The organism is Stenotrophomonas sp. STEN033, from assembly GCF_056856655.1.
The window spans coordinates 63,226-80,152 of sequence record NZ_JBXFWM010000004.1 but is presented as its reverse complement, the minus strand read 5'-3'; the positions used below and the strand labels follow the sequence as shown (position 1 = coordinate 80,152).

At 65.9% G+C, this 16,927-nt stretch carries 12 protein-coding genes; 6 read left to right on the top strand and 6 right to left on the bottom strand.

What is annotated here, in order from left to right; genetic code table 11:
- Positions 1 to 67: 67 nt before the first annotated feature.
- The 4 genes from AC1VXC_RS02750 to AC1VXC_RS02735 all read right to left on the bottom strand — a co-directional run bounded on the left by AC1VXC_RS02750 (position 68) and on the right by AC1VXC_RS02735 (position 5,176).
- A complete protein-coding gene (locus AC1VXC_RS02750) occupies positions 68 to 2,923 on the bottom strand; it encodes a valine--tRNA ligase (RefSeq protein ID WP_481538438.1) in 2,856 nt (951 codons plus the stop codon).
- Between the two features lie 72 nt (positions 2,924 to 2,995).
- On the bottom strand, positions 2,996 to 3,145 hold the full coding sequence (locus tag AC1VXC_RS02745) for a YqaE/Pmp3 family membrane protein (protein ID WP_481538437.1): 150 nt from the start codon (positions 3,143 to 3,145) through the stop codon (positions 2,996 to 2,998).
- Positions 3,146 to 3,157: 12 nt separating this feature from the next.
- Complete coding sequence (locus AC1VXC_RS02740; protein ID WP_313495938.1) at positions 3,158 to 3,583, bottom strand: DNA polymerase III subunit chi; 426 nt, start codon at positions 3,581 to 3,583, stop codon at positions 3,158 to 3,160.
- A 120-nt stretch (positions 3,584 to 3,703) separates the two neighbouring features.
- On the bottom strand, positions 3,704 to 5,176 hold the full coding sequence (locus AC1VXC_RS02735) for a leucyl aminopeptidase (protein WP_313172460.1): 1,473 nt from the start codon (positions 5,174 to 5,176) through the stop codon (positions 3,704 to 3,706).
- A gap of 105 nt (positions 5,177 to 5,281) precedes the next feature.
- Between AC1VXC_RS02735 and lptF the strand changes: the two genes are divergently transcribed.
- Together lptF and lptG are read left to right on the top strand one after the other, a co-directional pair.
- Positions 5,282 to 6,367 carry an LPS export ABC transporter permease LptF gene (gene lptF / locus AC1VXC_RS02730; protein ID WP_313172458.1) on the top strand — a complete coding sequence of 362 codons (1,086 nt, stop codon included), beginning with the start codon at positions 5,282 to 5,284 and terminating at the stop codon, positions 6,365 to 6,367.
- The gene (gene lptG / locus AC1VXC_RS02725; RefSeq protein WP_313172456.1) at positions 6,364 to 7,470 is read left to right on the top strand and encodes an LPS export ABC transporter permease LptG; all 1,107 of its coding nucleotides are present in this window, start codon (positions 6,364 to 6,366) and stop codon (positions 7,468 to 7,470) included. Before lptF ends, lptG begins: the two co-directional genes overlap by 4 nt.
- Before the next feature lie 170 nt (positions 7,471 to 7,640).
- On the opposite strand, the gene AC1VXC_RS02720 is transcribed toward lptG, so the two are convergent.
- A complete protein-coding gene (locus tag AC1VXC_RS02720; RefSeq protein WP_481528031.1) occupies positions 7,641 to 8,102 on the bottom strand; it encodes an RDD family protein in 462 nt (153 codons plus the stop codon).
- 70 nt (positions 8,103 to 8,172) lie between these two features.
- On the opposite strand from AC1VXC_RS02720, the gene xerD reads away from it, so the two are divergent.
- Complete coding sequence (gene xerD / locus AC1VXC_RS02715; protein ID WP_482994996.1) at positions 8,173 to 9,150, top strand: site-specific tyrosine recombinase XerD; 978 nt, start codon at positions 8,173 to 8,175, stop codon at positions 9,148 to 9,150.
- A gap of 174 nt (positions 9,151 to 9,324) precedes the next feature.
- The gene (locus tag AC1VXC_RS02710; RefSeq protein WP_481528029.1) at positions 9,325 to 10,104 is read left to right on the top strand and encodes a DsbC family protein; all 780 of its coding nucleotides are present in this window, start codon (positions 9,325 to 9,327) and stop codon (positions 10,102 to 10,104) included.
- Positions 10,105 to 10,180: 76 nt separating this feature from the next.
- On the opposite strand, the gene AC1VXC_RS02705 is transcribed toward AC1VXC_RS02710, so the two are convergent.
- Positions 10,181 to 12,334 carry a glycosyl hydrolase family 18 protein gene (locus tag AC1VXC_RS02705; protein WP_481538799.1) on the bottom strand — a complete coding sequence of 718 codons (2,154 nt, stop codon included), beginning with the start codon at positions 12,332 to 12,334 and terminating at the stop codon, positions 10,181 to 10,183.
- A 320-nt stretch (positions 12,335 to 12,654) separates the two neighbouring features.
- Here AC1VXC_RS02705 and purL point away from each other — a divergent pair, with 320 nt between their 5' ends.
- Together purL and AC1VXC_RS02695 are read left to right on the top strand one after the other, a co-directional pair.
- The gene (purL, locus tag AC1VXC_RS02700) at positions 12,655 to 16,536 is read left to right on the top strand and encodes a phosphoribosylformylglycinamidine synthase (RefSeq protein WP_481538798.1); all 3,882 of its coding nucleotides are present in this window, start codon (positions 12,655 to 12,657) and stop codon (positions 16,534 to 16,536) included.
- Positions 16,537 to 16,569: 33 nt separating this feature from the next.
- Positions 16,570 to 16,713 (top strand): hypothetical protein, encoded by a 144-nt coding sequence (locus AC1VXC_RS02695; protein WP_482994995.1) that lies wholly within the window; start codon positions 16,570 to 16,572, stop codon positions 16,711 to 16,713.
- The last annotated feature ends 214 nt before the right edge of the window (positions 16,714 to 16,927 follow it).

The following is a 16,927-nucleotide window of genomic DNA, read 5'->3' as shown; positions in this document are numbered from 1 at the left end:
CAGCACCCAACAAGCACAAAAGAAAACGCCGCCCGAAGGCGGCGTTTCTCAAGACAAACAACAAGCCTTACAGCTTCGCACGCTGTTCCTGCAGGCCTGCCAGCTGGCTGTTCCAGTCGAGCAGGCGCACGCGCTCCTGTTCAACCACCGCTGCCGGCACCTTGTCGGTGAACTTGGACAGCTTGGTCTCGCTCTTTTCCTTCTCGGCGGACACGCGGGCGATTTCCTTGTCCAGGCGCGCACGCTCGGCATCCAGATCGACCAGGCCTTCCAACGGCACCAGCAACTTGAGCTCACCGACAATCGCGGCCGCGGCCGGCGGCGTCACTGCATCGCCGGCCAACCAATCAATGCTTTCCAGCTTGAGCAGGAAGCGCAGCTGCGACGCGAAGCGTTCGACACGTGCACGATCCGCCGCCTGGCCACCCTGCAGCAACAGGCGTACCTGCTTGGATGGCGGCACGTTCAACTCGCTGCGCACGCGGCGCAGGGCGCTGACCATGGTCTTGAACCACTCCACGTCGGCTTCGGCCTGCGCGTAGTCGCCGGCAAATTCCTCTGCGGTCGGGTAGCTGCGCAGCGACAGCGAGTCGGCTGCAATGCCAAGACGCGGTGCCACCTGCTGCCACAGTTGCTCGGTGACGAACGGGGTCAGCGGGTGCAGCAGGCGCAGCACCGCTTCCAGCACGTACAGCAGGGTGTGGCGGGTGCTGGCTGCATCCTCGGCGTTGTCGCCGTTGAGCGCCGGCTTGGTCAGCTCCAGGAACCAATCGCAGAACTCGTTCCAGACGAATTCGTACAAGGCCTGCGACAGCAGATCGAAGCGGTAGTCGGCGAAGTGCTGCTGCGCTTCGGCGGCGACCTTGGCCAGGCGCGCCAAGATCCACTTCTCGGCATCGGTGCTTGCAGCAGGCACACCCTCACCCCCAGCCGCTCTCCCGGTGGGAGAGGGGAGCACGAAGCCCTCGGTGTTCATCAGGGTGAAGCGGCTGGCGTTCCACAGCTTGTTGCAGAAGTTCTTGTAGCCCTCGGCGCGGCTCATGTCGAACTTGATGTCGCGGCCATGGGTGGCCAGCGCGGCAATGGTGAAGCGCAGCGCATCGGCACCGTGGGCGATGATGCCGTCCGGGAATTCCTTGCGCGTGGCCTTTTCGATCTTCTCGGCCATCTTCGGCTGCATCAGGCCGTGGGTGCGCTTGGCCACCAGGTCGTCGATGCTGATGCCGTCGATGATGTCCAGCGGATCGAGCACATTGCCCTTGGACTTGGACATCTTCTGGCCCTGGCCGTCGCGTATCAGGCCGGTGATGTAGACGTCCTTGAACGGGATATGGCCGGTGAAGCTGTCGGTGGCCATGATCATGCGCGCCACCCAGAAGAAGATGATGTCGAAGCCGGTGATCAGCACGTTCGACGGCAGGTAGCGCTCAAAGCCACGCTCGGCCATCGCCGCTTCATTCGGCCAACCCAGGGTGGAGAACGGCCACAGCTGCGAGGAGAACCAGGTCTCCAGCACGTCGCTGTCCTGGGTCAGCGCCACGTCGGCGCCCAGCCCGGCCTTGGCGCGGGCCTCGGCTTCGTTGCGGCCCACGTAGCAGTTGCCCGCTTCGTCGAACCACGCCGGGATGCGATGGCCCCACCACAGCTGGCGGCTGATGCACCAATCCTGGATGTTCTCCATCCAGTGGCGGTAGGTGTTGATCCAGTTGCCCGGCACGAACTTGATGCTGCCGTTCTCAACCAATTCCAGGCCGCGCTTGGCCAGCCCGTCCATCTTCACGAACCACTGGTCGGTGAGGTAGGGCTCGATCACCTGGCCGGTGCGGTCGCCGCGCGGCACCTGCAGCTTGTGCGCCTTGGTTTCGACCAGGATGCCCAGGTCTTCCAGTTCGGCCAGGATCAGCTTGCGCGCCTCGTAACGGTCCAGGCCACGGTATTTTTCCGGGGCGTTCTCGTTGAGCGTGGCGGTGGTGGTGAACAGGTTGATCATCGGCAGGCTGTGACGCACGCCGACCTGGTAATCGTTGAAGTCATGCGCCGGGGTTACCTTGACCACGCCGGTGCCGAAGGCCTTGTCGACGTAGTCGTCGCCGATCACCGGCACGCTGCGGCCGGTCAGCGGCAGAGTCACGCGCTTGCCGATCAGGTGCGCGTAGCGGCTGTCTTCCGGGTGCACCATCACCGCGGTGTCGCCCAGCAGGGTTTCCGGGCGGGTGGTGGCCACGACCAGGGAGGTGCGGGTTTCGCGCAGGGTCTCGTTGCCGTCGGCATCCACCTCGACGTGCTCGTAGCTGGCGCCGTCTTCCAGCGCGTAGGCAATCGACCACATGAAGCCGTCTTCTTCCACGCTCTCCACTTCCAGGTCGGAAATGGCGGTCTTCAGCACCGGGTCCCAATTGACCAGACGCTGGCCACGGTAGATCAGGCCCTGCTCGTGCCAGCGGATGAAGGACTCGATCACCGCCTCGCTCGGGCCCGGGTCCATGGTGAAGGTGCTGCGCGACCAGTCGGCGGAGGTGCCGAGGCGGCGCATCTGGCCTTCGATCACGTTGCCCGAATGTGCCTTCCACTCCCACACCTTGCCGATGAAGCCATCGCGGCCCAGCGAGTCGCGGGTTTCACCCTTGCCTTCCAGCGCCAGGTTACGGCTGACGACCATCTCGGTGGCGATGCCGGCGTGGTCGGTACCCACCTGCCACAGCGTGTCGTAGCCACGCATGCGGTGGTAACGGATCAGCGCATCCATCAGCGTCTGCTGGAAGGCGTGGCCCATGTGCAGGGTGCCGGTGACGTTTGGCGGCGGCAGCAGGATGGTGTAGGGCTCGCCCTTGCCGGACGGCTTGAACAGGCCGGCCTTCTCCCACGACTCGTAGAGCGCGGTTTCAAAGGATTTGGGGTCGTAGCTGGAGGCGAGTTGGGTCATGCGGGGAAAACCGGAAAGTGCGGGAGGAGGGGATCAGCGCGCCAGTGCGCGCTTGATCTTCTGGTCGGTGTGCTACTGGCTGACCGCGTATGCAGCCCAGATGGCGCCGGGCAGCCAACCGATCAAGGTGATCTGCAGGATGAGACAGACAATGCCGGAAATCGGACGACCAATGGTGAAAAAGGCCAGCCACGGCAGCAGGATGGCAATCAGCAGGCGCATGCGTGTCTTCCTTTACATGTCGTACTTGTTGAGCGTGTAGTTGGCGGCCTTGTACTGGCGCCAGCGTTCACGCAGCGGTTCGCGTGCGGCCGGGTCGGCCGGCACCACTTCCAGCACCCGCTCGCAGGCACCCAGGTAGGGTTCGTCGCGCAGGTTGATCACCAGCGGTCGCTCCGGCGCGTCGGCACCGGGCGTGGCGATCAGCACGATGGCCTCTTCCTCGTCCACGTCCTCGCCGATGATCTGGTGCGGGATGTAGGCGTCCGGGTCGAACGACCACAGCAGCTCGTCCAGCTCCTCGGCCTGGGCCTGGTCGCGGGCCAGCACCAGCGTGTACAGACCGCCGTCATTGGCCTTGCGGGCAAGCTCACACACCAGTTTCAACGGTTCGGTGAGAAAACGCGGCTTGGCGATCAGGTAGAAGTCGGCACGCATCAGGTCACAAGAAAGTAGAAGGGGATTGGAAAACCGGGGTGAGCGTGAGGGGGTTTTGGGGCGGAAACCACCCCGACCACCCCCCGGCGACGCCCCCCCCGGTTCTCCAACCCCGGATATAACTCAGGCAACGCGATCCAGCAGCCACTGGGTCAGCAGGCCCACCGGGCGACCGGTGGCCATGCCGCGCTTGCCTTCGTCGCTGGCAACGCCGGCGATATCCAGGTGCGCCCAGCGCTGGCCTTCGGTGAAGCGCGACAGGAAGCAGCCTGCGGTGATGGCACCGGCCCAGCGGCCGCCGATGTTGTAGACGTCGGCGAAGCTGGAATCCAGCATGCCCTGGTACTCGTCCCACAGCGGCAGGCGCCAGGCGCGGTCGAACACGTGCTCGCCGGCGGCGGTCAGCTCGTTGGCCAGGTCGTCGTGCTTGCTCATCAGGCCGGCGGTCTGGTGGCCCAGGGCCACCATGCAGGCACCGGTGAGGGTGGCCACGTCGATCAGTGCGGCCGGCTCGAAGCGCTGCGCATAGGTCAGCGCATCGCACAGGATCAGGCGGCCTTCGGCGTCGGTATTGCCCACTTCGATGGTCTTGCCCGACATCGAGGTGATCACGTCGGACGGGCGGTAGGCGTTGCCGTCGATGGCGTTTTCCACCGCCGGCACCACCACCACCAGGTTCAACGGCAGCTTGGCCTTGACCGTGGCGACGAAGGTACCGATGACGTTGGCGCCACCGCACATGTCGTACTTCATTTCCTCGATGCCGCCCTGGGTCTTCAGGTTGACGCCACCGGTGTCGAAGGTGATGCCCTTGCCGACCAGCACGTAGGGCTTGGCGTCACCGCCGTTGTTCCACTTCAGCACCACCAGCTTGGGGCGGTTGGCCGAGCCACGGGCCACGGCCAGCAGCGAGCCCATGCCCAGCGCTTCCATCTGCGCCTCGTCCAGGATCTCGGCCTCGGCGCCTTCGTGCTCGGCGGCAAACTTGACCGAGGATTCGGCCAGGTAGGCCGGGGTGCAGTAGTTCGGCGGCAGGTTGCCCAGCTCGCGGGCGTATTCCACGCCGGCGGCAATGGCCTGGCCCTGCAGCAGCGCGGTTTCGTCGTTGCTGGCGATGGCCAGCGATTCCAGGCCCGGGGCTTCCGGCTTCTTCTTGCCCAGGGTGGCGGTATAGCGGTAGCTGGCGTGGTTGGCGGTGATCACGGCCTGACGGACGTTCCAGGCGGCGTCGCGGTCCTTGATCGGCAGTTCGTTCAGGGTGAACAGCGCGCTACGGGTATTGCCGCTCTTCAGGGCGCGGGCGGCGTCACCGGCGGCCTTCAGGTACTGGGCCACGCCGAACTTGGCCGGGTCGCCGAGGCCAACCACCAGCACGCGGGCGGCGCTGACGCCGGCCAGGTCGTGCAGCAGGGTGGTGTTGCCGGTCTTGCCGCCAACATCGCCGCGCTCGACCAGGGCGGCCAGACGGCCACCGGAAGCGGCGTCCAGGGCCTGTGCAGCCGGGCTCAGCGTCTTGTCAGAGTAGGCGCCAACAATGACGCAATCCACCTCGGCGGAGACCGGGGCGGCGTGGTTCAGGGTGAATTCCAGAGACATTGATCAGATTCCGTTGCCAAATCCGTACAATCGCAGGCTGTATACGCGGGGCCATCGAGGCCGGGCGTTCTGCGGACTAAACCGAGAGTTTAAACCACCGACCCTATGGCGAAGCTTGACCGCTACCTTCTGAGTGACTTCCTCCAGAGCTTTCTGGCCACTTTGACCGTACTCCTGGTCGTCAGCATGGGTGGTGTGCTGGTCGATATCCTCGGCCGCATTGCCGACGGGCGCATCCCGGCCGGCTTGATGCTGTCCCAGCTGGGACTGCAGTTCATCGTCTATCTGCCCATCATCCTGCCCCTGGCCCTGATGCTGGGTCTGGCGCTGTCGATCGCGCGGCTGTACCGCGATTCGGAAATGGCAGTGCTGACCGGCGTCGGCGTCGGCCCCAAGCGCCTGCTCAAGCCGATTCTGCTGCTCACCGTGCCTATCGTGGCGCTGGTCGCGGCCTGTTCGCTGTGGCTGGGCCCCTGGGCTGATCGCAACGCCGAGCGCATGTTGCAGGACGCCAGCCGCAGCATGGTCGTCGCCGGGCTGGAACCGGGTCAGTTCACCCCGCTGGCCGGTGGTGGCGTGGTCTACCTGTCGTCGCTGGCCGGCGACGGCACCAGGATGGGCAAGGTGTTCATGCAGCGGCAGAAGGAAGGGCGTATCGACGTGGTATCGGCCAATAGCGGGGCGATGTTCTTCGAGGGCGAGCGCCAGCGCTACCTTCGGCTGGAAGACGGCTATCGGGTTGAAGGCCCGGAGAGCGGCACCCTGGATTACCGTTTGATGCGCTATGCCCGTAACGAAGTGGCGCTGCCGGACCGTGACGAAGTACGTGACCAGAATGATCCGGAAATGCTGTCCACCCGCCAACTGCTTGGCGATGGGCGGCCCGAGGCCAAGGCCCAACTGCACTGGCGCATCACCCCACCGTTGCTGGCGCTGGCCTTTGCCCTGCTGACCCTGCCGCTTGCGCGCAGCGCACCGCGGCAGCAGCGCTACGGCCGCATCATGGTGGCCTTCCTGGCCTACACGGTGGGGGTAAGCCTGAGCATCCTCGGCCGCCAGTGGCTGGCGGCGGGCAAGCTGCCGGTGGAGGCCGGCATGTGGTGGTTGACCTTGCCGTTGCTGTTGCTGGCGGTGTGGCTGTACTTCCGTGACGGGCGCCTGGGCCGTCGCCGGGCGGGGGCGACAGCATGAGGCTGCTGCCGCGGATTCATGACATCTACGTAGGCCGGACCGTGTTGTTCACGGTGCTGGTGGTGTGGATGGTGCTGCTCGGCCTGGATGCCATCATGGCCTTGTCCGGCGAGGCCGGGAAGATCGGCCAGGGGCATTACAGTTTCGGCCATGCGCTGGCGTGGGTGGCCTATACCTTGCCGCGCCGGGCCTATACCGTGTTCCCGATGGCGGCGGTGATCGGCGCGCTGATGGGCCTGGGCCAACTGGCGGCGACTTCGGAACTGACGGCATTGCGTGCGGTCGGCCTGTCGCGTCGGCGGATTGCGGTATCGGTGGCGATCTCGCTGTCGCTGCTGACCGCGTTGATGGTGATCAACGGCGAAACCCTGTCGCCGTGGGCGCAGGGGCGCGCCGACGCGCTGAAGACCAGCGCCCGCTACAACACCGACATCGCCACCGCCCGCTACTCGGGTCTGTGGGCACGTGAAGGCGATACCTTCCTCAATGCACAGACCGGCGAAGAACAGCTCGCGGCGGACGGCCAGTCGACCTTGCTGCTGCACGATGTGCGGCTGTACCAGCTGGGCGAAGACGGCCGACTGTTGAGCCTGACCTATGCCAAGGCCGCACGCCACGACACCCAGGGCTGGGTGCTGGAAGGTGTGCGTCGCGATACCTTCGGCGAACGCTCGGTAACCCGTCAGGAACTGGCCAGCGAGCAGTGGGCCTCCAAGTTGGATGCCGCTGCCCTGGCATCGGGCCTGGCCAAGCCGCGCAACCTCAGTGCCGGTGAGCTGAAGACCAGCATCGACTACCGCAAGCGCAACGGGTTGGATGCACGCGAGTACGAAGATACCTACTGGAGCCGCTGGTTCTACCCCTTGAACGTGCTGGCGCTGTGCCTGGCGGCAGTGCCGTTCGCGTTCGGCTCGCTGCGCAGTGGCGGCATGGGCAAGCGCTTGTTCCTGGGTATGTTGTTCGCGTTGGGCTTCCTGCTGCTGCAGATGTTCTTCGGGCGCATGGCAGGTGCGTTGAAGTTTGATTACCGCATTGCCTATGCCTTGCCACCGATCATGATGCTGGGGATCTCCGCGTGGCTATCGCGACGACGGGTAGGCTGAGTGTGGTAGTGCCGAGCCCTGCTCGGCAGACGCTTTACCGGTAATGCCCTTGCCGAGCATGGCTCGGCACTACAGGGCGGTTGGTTTGTTTGGAAAGCCCTTGCCGAGCATGGCTCGGCACTACCGGTGGTGGGTTTGTTCGGAAAGGCCCTGCCGAGCATGGCTCGGCACTACAGTTTGGTTAGCCTTGTGCCGCTGAGGCGGTCGTGCAGGGTCAGCCGTTCGCGATCGAACAGCGCCCAGATGAAGCCGACACCGGCCAGCAACAATGACAGCGTGCCCAGTGCATAGCGTTTCCACAGCAATGCACGGCTGGGTGCCTGCCCGTCGGCGGCCTGCAGGCGCAGGCGCCATGGGCGCATGCCCAGGGTCTGGCCACCGCGTCTCCAGCTTTCGGTGGCGTAGAGCCCTGCAACCAGCCAGCAGCTCAGCCACAACAGCCATTGCAGGGCGCTGAATGGGTGGATGTTGTCGCGGCTGGCGTGGCCAGCCAAGGTATAGCCCACCGTGAACAGTGCCGAGACCAGCATCCACAAGGCCAGTACCGGCCACAGGTCGTAGAACAGTGCGGCCAGGCGGCGCAGCAGCAGTGCGGAGGGGCGGGGCGTCGGGGCAGCGGCGGGTGGGCTCATGCGCCGAGCATACGATTGTGGCTGCCGGCGTGCATGGGCAGGCAGGGATGCAAGGCTTATCCTTGCGGCGATGTCCGTCGCCCTGACCCCCGCCGAACGCCGCCAGCTGGTACAGCAACTGCCGCCCCTGCGGGCGGATGATGAGCGGGTGATCCAGCGCTTCCTGGACGCGATCTGGGCCGAGCATGGCTTGGCGCGGGCTTCGCTGGACAGTTATCGGCGTGATCTGGAAGGCCTGGCGCGCTGGCGCGACGGGGCCAAAGGTGGCTTGGCCGGAGTGGATCGTGCCGGTCTGTTTGATTATCTGGCCTGGCGCACCCGCCACGGCTGGACCGCCCGTAGCAACGCGCGCCTGCTGTCGGTGCTGCGGGCCTTCTTTGCCCAGGCGCTCAAGCGCGGTGAGCGCAGCGAAGACCCTGCGGCCTTGCTGGAATCGCCGAAACTGCCGCGCTCGCTGCCCAAGGCGCTGGCCGAAAGCCAGGTCGAGGCCCTGCTGGCGGCGCCGGACGTGGACACCCCGGTCGGCCTGCGTGACCGTGCGATGCTGGAGCTGATGTATGCCGCCGGCCTGCGCGTCAGCGAACTGGTCAATCTGCCAGCAAACGCGGTCAACCTGCGCCAAGGCGTGCTGCGGGTGACCGGCAAGGGCAGCAAGGAACGGCTGGTGCCACTGGGGGAAGAGTCGCAGTACTGGCTGGAACGCTATCTGGCCTCCGCGCGGCCACTGCTGGCCGGTGGCAAGGCGGTTGCCGCCACACCGGATGGGCAGGTGCCGCTGTTTGTCGACGTGGACCGTACTCCGTTGAGCCGCCAGCAGTTCTGGGCGCTGGTGAAGGCCTGTGCCGCAGTAGCGGGTATCGACCCTGGCAAGATCAGCCCGCACGGCCTGCGCCACAGTTTTGCCACCCATCTGCTCAACCACGGCGCCGATCTGCGCGCGCTGCAGATGTTGCTGGGCCACAGCTCGCTGTCCACCACCCAGATCTACACCCTGGTGGCCCGCGAACACCTGCAGAAGTTGCACCGCAACCACCATCCGCGCGGCTGAGTCTCCCCGGCGCGGGGGCTGTTTTGTGGGAGCGGCGTCAGCCGCGAAGCCGAAGGGCCATGAGATTGCGGTGGGTGCCTGTATTCAGGCAGTCCGGGTTTCGCGGCTGACGCCGCTCCCACACTGATTCGGGCGGTGTGCGAGAATCCGGCTGTTCTCTTTCGATGGGTCGCCATGTTCCGATTTGCTATTGCCGCGCTGTTTGGCGCGCTCAGTCTTACCGCCTGCGCGCAGCAGCCCGCAGCATCCAAGACCGCTGCTACCGCCGCAGCTCCGGCCACCGATGCTGCAGTCGAAAAGCGGGTGCGTGACGCGCTCAAGGAACTGGATCCGAACTTCAAGCCGGATTACATCGGCGCGGCGCCGTTTGCCGGCTTCCGCGAGGTCATCGTGTCCGGGCAGGTGCTGTATGTCACCGACGACGGCCGCTACCTGCTGCAGACCACGCCGTATGACATCGCCAACAAGACCCAGGCCACCAGCCCGGGCCTGCTGGCCTATCGCCGCGGCCTGCTGGAAACCCTGCCGCACGCTGACCGCATCGTTTTCGCGCCGCCGAACGCCAAGCACACCATCAGCGTGTTCACGGATATCGAGTGCGGCTACTGCCGCAAGCTGCACCAGGACATCGCCGAGCTGAACCGCAATGGCATTGCGGTCGAATACCTGGCCTTCCCGCGCATGGGCCTGGCCAGCAAGGACGCCACCGACATGATCTCGGTCTGGTGTGCCAGCGACCGCAAGGCCGCGCTGACCGCCGCCAAGACCGGCCAGCCGGTCCCGGCCAGGAATTGCACCAATCCGGTGGCCATGCAGTACAACCTGGGCCAGCAGCTGGGCATCAACGGTACCCCGGCAATCTTTGCTGCCGATGGCAGCCAGCTCGGTGGCTACCTGCCGCCAGCACAGCTGAAGGCCGCGCTGGACCGTATCGAAGCTGGCGGCAGCCGCTGATAGCACTGCCCGCCAAGGTTTGAACAGACAACGCCCCTCCCGCTAACGCGAGGGGCGTTGTGGTTTTGGCAGCGGCTTACTTCAGGCCGCTGCTGACGCTGTTGACCAGGGTGCCCTGGGCATCGTCACCGCTGAATTCCCAGAAGAACGCGCCGCCCAGCCCTTGGGCTTTGACGTAGGCCATCTTGCGGCCGAGCATCTCCGGCGTATCCACGCTCCAGAAGGTATTGCCGTCATATAGCCAGGTGGCCTGTGCAAGCGGGTCGGTATACACCGGCCAGCCGAGGTTCTTCAGCACCTTCCAGTCCTTGATGCCGGCTTCGTACTTGCCTGCCGCTGGCCGCCCGCTCTGGTACAGACCGTTGTTGGTTCGCGCCACGCCCGTCCAGCCGCGGCCGTAGAAGCCGACGCCGAGATTCAGCTTGGCGGCCGGGACGCCGCGTTGCAGGTAGGCCTCGATGGCGTCGTTGCTGTTGTACAGGGCGGCGTCACCGGTTGAAGGATCTGCCGGGGAGTGGAACAGGGCGCTGTGGTGGTTGGTGGTGCCGGCCCAGGCGCCGTGGAAGTCGTAGGTCATCACGTTGATGAAATCCAGGTGGCGGTGATACGCGGCCGGATCGGTTGGGCGGATCTTGTCGATGCCGGCGCCGACCGCCACGGTCAGCAGCAGGCCAGGGCGCACGGCGTCCAATTGTCGGCGGAACTCGGCCAACAGGGCGGTGAAGTTGTCGCGGTCGGCCGGGGTGCCGCAGCCCAGGCCGCAGGCGGCCGGGTATTCCCAATCGATGTCGATGCCATCGAACACGCCTGCAGCTACCCCATTGCCGCCGGCATGGTCGGTGAACGGCAGATTGCCCTTGATGTAGGCATCAATGCAGGAGGCGACAAAGGCCTGGCGGTTCTCCGGGCGTGCGGCACTGGAGAAACCGCGTGACCAGGTCCAGCCGCCCAGCGAGATCAGCGTCTTCAGCTGCGGGTACTTGGCCTTGAGCTGCTTGAGCTGGTTCCAGTTGCCGCGCAGCGGCTGGTTCCATTGGTCGGCGACACCGCTGACGCTTTCGCTGGCGCCAAAGCTGCGGGTGTAATCGGCATAGGCGTCGCCGCCGGCGCCGCTGGCCGGATCGGCGGCCTGGGTGATGCCGACTTCGCAGCGGTTGTTGCGGACGTTGCCGAAGGCATAGTTGATATGGGTCAGGCGTGCCGCCGAACCGCTGCTGTCGATGTTCTTGACCCGGTAGTTGCGGCCATAGATGCCCCATTGGGTGAAGTAACCGATCACCCGCTTGCCGCTGGTGCCCGGGGTGCCGGGCCCGCCTGGTTTTCCTGGATCGGTGCCGCCGCCGGTGTCCTCGGTCAAGGTGCTGGTGCTGACGATGGCGCTGAGCGAGGAGGCGTTGCCTGCCTTGTCGCGGGCGCGCACGGCATAGCGATAACTGGTAGCTGGGGTCAGCGCGGTATCGGTATGCCCGGTGGCGGCAATCGAGGCGATCTGCGTACCGTCGCGGTACAGGTCATAGACGGCGATGCCGCTGCCGCCGGGGTTGTCGCTGGCAGTGTTCCAGCGCAGCGCGATGCTGGTCGGGGGGCGCGCCTGCACGCTGAGTCCGTCCGGGATCGACGGGGCAGTGCTGTCCTTGTCCGGGTCGGTAACCGTCACGCTGACCGTAGCCGAGGTGGTGCTGGCATTGCGGTCATCGGTGGCGACGGCACTGAGCAGGTAATTGCCGGCTGCGGCGTTGCGCCAGGCAAGGCTGTAGGGCGCGTTGCCGACGCTGCCCATGGAATGACCGTTGCGGAAGAACTCGACCTTGCGGATGCTGCCGTCGCTGTCGGTGGCAGCAGCATTGAAGGTGATGGTGCTGCCGGCGCTGAACGTGCTGCCTGCGCTGGGCGAGGTCAGGCGAACCTGCGGCGGCTGGTTGGCTGCCGGTGCGGTGTCATCGCAGCGGCCCAGGTTGTCGTAGTAGCGGCGGCCAGCGGGATGGTCCGGTGGTGCGTTCCAGATGGTCTGGCGTGCCTGATACAGCACGCCGTCCTTTTGCAGGGTATCGCCGGGCTGGTAGATGGTGGTTCCCAGCCAGGGCCTGACCCCTGCGCAGTTGGCGGCTTGTGCCGCCGGCAGGACGCTGGCTGACGCGAATACCAAGGCCAGTGTCCAGCCCAGTCGCGCGCTGTGGCGGTGCTGGCGGGTGTATCGGGGCCTTGCAGGGCCGGTGGGATGGTCCGTCATGGCGGGTTTCCTTCTGCGGTTGGCTAGTGCTTGTGCGGTGTCTTTTGGGGCACGCCTTCGGCAAGGCGGGCGCGCTTGCGCCCGGCCTTGGGACGGCGGGGAATGCTTGCTGGGCCCGGATCCGGGCTGCTGAACCGGCACGCAAGTACCGGCCGATTGAGGATAACGTTGTCAAAAAAGCCGGCACGATTTGGCATGCGCAGCGGGCTGTCGGTGTGAACCGCGTCATCCCTGAGGACTTCCGGTAGTCGGGCTGCTGAGGCTTGGGGCGGTCGAGTCCGGTACAATCGCGGGCCGATTCCCACCATGGTCTCCCGGACATGATCGTCCTCGAGGGCGCAGCTGCCCTTTCGCCGTTCCGCCGCGAACGTCTTGAATCCCGCCTGCAGTCCATTGCCGCCGATCTGCGCATTACCGGTGCCTGGCACGTCTATTTCACCCAAGCTGCCGATGCCGGCGCGGTCGACCAGACCACGCTGGGCCGCATCCTGCAGGGCCAGCCAGAGGCCGCCGAGCGCGCCGCTGGCGCGATCTCGCGCTATGTGGTGCCGCGCCTGGGCACCCTGTCGCCGTGGTCGAGCAAGGCCACCGAGCTGGTGCGCGGTGCCGGCCTGCCGATCCAGCGCGTCGAACGCGGCACCCGCATCGACCTGAGCGGCTGGCCGACCGATCCGGCCCAGCAAGCCGCACTGGCCAAGCTGCTGCACGATCCGATGACCCAGTCGCTGCTGGACGACATCAGTCAGGCCCAGGCGCTGTTCAACAACGTCGGCCGCGGCAGCCTGGAGCGCATCGCCCTGGACGATCTGGAAGGTGCCAACAAGCGCCTCGGTCTGGCCCTGGCCGATGACGAGATCGATTACCTGCGCCAGCGCTACAGCGAACTCGGCCGTGATCCGTCCGACGTCGAGCTGATGATGTTCGCGCAGGCCAATTCCGAGCACTGCCGGCACAAGATCTTCAATGCCAGCTGGACCATCGACGGCAACGCGCAGGACCGCTCGTTGTTCAAGATGATCAAGAACACCCACCAGCAGACCCCGCAGCACACGCTCAGCGCGTACAGCGACAATGCCGCGGTGATCGAAGGCGAGCCGGCCGCGCGTTATCGCCCGGACCCGGCCACCGGCAAGTACCGCAGCGAAGCGGTGGTGCCCAGCGCCTTCCAGATCAAGGTGGAAACGCATAACCACCCGACCGCGATCGCGCCGTTCCCGGGGGCCGCGACCGGCGCCGGTGGCGAGATCCGCGACGAAGGTGCCACCGGCCGTGGCGGCAAGCCCAAGGCCGGCCTGACCGGTTTCTCGGTCTCGCACCTGCGCATCCCGACCCTGCCGCAGCCGTGGGAAGCGCCGCGCGCGCTGAACCCGCGCATGGCACCGGCGCTGGACATCATGCTCGACGGCCCGCTCGGCGGCGCCGCGTTCAACAACGAATTCGGCCGCCCGAACCTGCTGGGCTATTTCCGCAGCTTCGAGCTGCCGGAAGAGGGCATCACCCGCGCCTACGACAAGCCGATCATGTTGGCCGGTGGCCTGGGCGCGATTGACCGCGTGCAGGTCGACAAGCTGCAGCTGCAGGCCGGCGACGCGGTGATCGTGCTCGGTGGCCCGGCCATGTTGATCGGTCTGGGCGGCGGTGCGGCCTCGTCGGTGGCCTCGGGCGAAAGCGCCGAAGACCTCGACTTCGCCAGCGTGCAGCGCGACAACCCGGAAATGGAACGCCGCTGCCAGGAAGTGATCGACCGTTGCGTGGCCATGGGCACCAATAACCCGATCAAGTTCTTCCACGACGTCGGCGCCGGTGGCCTGTCCAACGCCATCCCCGAACTGCTGCACGACTCCAAGGTTGGCGGCGTGATCGACCTGGGCAAGGTGCCCACCGACGATCCCTCGCTGTCGCCGCTGGAACTGTGGTGCAACGAGTCGCAGGAGCGCTATGTACTGGGTGTGGCGCAGGAGCGCCTGGCCGAGTTCGCCGCCATCTGCGCGCGCGAACGTTGCCCGTTTGCCGCGGTCGGCGTTGCAACGGCTGAAGAACACCTGGTCGTGGCCTATGGCGCGACCCCGGGCAATACCCCGGCCGATGCACCGATCGACCTGCCGATGGACGTGCTGTTCGGCAAGGCGCCGAAGATGCACCGTGACACTGCGCATCCGCCCGCAGCGCCGTGGCCGCAGCTCAAGACCGCCGGCATCGACCTGCGTGAGGCGGGCCTGCGCGTGCTGGCGCACCCGACCGTGGCGTCCAAGAACTTCCTGGTCACCATTGGTGACCGCAGCGTTGGCGGCCTGACCGCACGCGAGCAGATGATCGGCCCGTGGCAGCTGCCGATGGCCGACGTAGCCATCACCCTGGCCGGGTTTGACACCTATGCAGGTGAGGCGATGTCGCTCGGCGAGCGCACCCCGCTGGCACTGCTGAACGCTGCCGCATCGGCACGCATGGCGGTGGGCGAAGCCATCACCAACCTGTGCGCCGCACCGGTAACCGCGCTGGATACGATAAAGCTGTCGGCCAACTGGATGGCCGCCTGCGGCCACAATGGCGAAGATGCGCTGCTGTATGACGCGGTCAAGGCGGTGGGTATGGAGCTGTGCCCGCAGTTGGACATCAGCATCCCGGTGGGCAAGGACTCGCTGTCGATGCAGGCGCAGTGGCAGGCCGATGGCCAGACCGAGAAGTCGGTATCGCCGGTGTCGCTGGTGATCACCGCGTTCGCGCCGGTCAGCGATGCCCGCCAGCAGCTGACCCCGCTGCTCGACCGCGAAACCGAAAGCGAGCTGTGGTTGATTGGCCTGGGCGCTGGCAAGCAGCGTCTGGGCGGCTCGATCCTGGCGCAGACCCAGGCCGACCACGGTGCATTGCCGGCCTTTGCTGGTGAAGTTCCGGATCTGGATGACCCGCAGCGCCTGCGTGCGTTCTTTGAATTGATCCGTGATGCACGTGCGTCCGGCCTGTTGCTGGCCTACCACGACCGCAGCGACGGCGGCGCCTTTGCCGCGCTGTGTGAAATGGCGTTTGCCTCGCGCATGGGCCTGGACATCGTGCTCGACGCCTGGGGCGACGATCCGTTCCGCAGCCTGTTCAACGAAGAACTGGGCGCCGTGGTGCAGATCGCCAAGGAAGACCGTGCCGCCTTCGCCGATCTGGTCGAGCGCCACGCGTTGACCGAATGCGCGCAGCGCATTGCCCGCCCGACCACCGCGCCGGTGGTGCGCGTGCAACTGGCTGGCGACAGCGTGGTGGAATGGCGCTGGGAAGAACTGTTCGATGCCTGGTGGTCGGTCACACACGCCATGCAGAAGCTGCGTGACAACCCGGATGCGGCTGACCAGGAGCGTGCGATTGCGCGCAACTTCAACGCCCCGGGCCTGAAGCCGAAGCTGGCATTTGATCCGGCCGACGACGTCGCCGCTCCGTTCATCGCCAGCGGCAAGCGTCCGAAGGTGGCAATCCTGCGCGAGCAGGGCGTCAACGGCCAGATCGAAATGGCCAACATCTTCGAGCGCGTCGGCTTCGACGCCTACGACGTGCACATGAGCGACCTGATCGAAGGCCGCGTGCAGCTCGCCGACTTCCGCGGCATCGCCGCCTGCGGCGGTTTCAGCTACGGCGACGTGCTGGGTGCCGGCCGTGGCTGGGCAACCTCCATCCTCGAGCGCCCGGCGCTGCGTGAGGTCTTTGCGGCCTTCTTCGCCCGCCCGGATACCTTCGCGCTGGGCGTGTGCAACGGCTGCCAGATGATGAGCCAGCTCAAGGACATCATCCCCGGTGCCGAGCACTGGCCGAAGTTCCTGCGCAATGCCGGCGAGCAGTTCGAAGCCCGCACTGCGTTGCTTGAGGTCGTTGAATCGCCGTCGATCCTGCTGCGTGGCATGGCCGGCTCGCGCCTGCCGGTTGCCGTGGCACACGGCGAAGGCCGCGCCGAGTTCGACAGCGCGGTGGACCAGGCGGCTGCCAGCATCGCCCTGCGTTACGTTGATGGCGATGGCCGCGTGGCCACCCAGTACCCGCTCAATCCGAACGGCTCGCCGGACGGCATCACCGGCCTGACCAGCAGCGATGGCCGCGTCACCATCCTGATGCCGCACCCGGAACGTACCCCGCGCACGGTCAACCTGAGCTGGGCACCGACGAGCTGGGGCGAAGATTCGCCGTGGCTGCGGATGTTCCGCAACGCAAGAGTATGGTGCGGCTGAACAGGCGAAAGCACCGAAAGCCAGTTTCAGTACATGAAAAACCGAAGAAGCCCGCAGGCCAACGCCTGCGGGCTTTTTCCGTTCTGCATGGCGGATTTCCGTCTGTTCGCTGTGCTGTATCCGGACATTGCAGAACAGAGCTGTTTATCAAAAAAAAATGATGATGCAATTCAATGAACAGCGCGTTTTCCCCGCTGTATCCGGCGGTTTTCAGGTCCAGTCGGCAACTTGACGTTCAAAACTCCGGGCTTTGAAACTCGCGCCGCGCAACAGGTACGGCTGCTTATTGCAGCGCGCTGCCAGCGATGGGCGTGAGCCCGACGCACGCACGCAACAAAGGGGAGGCACGTAGAAAACGTCAACCGAAAAATCGTCGATGCCGCATCAGCGA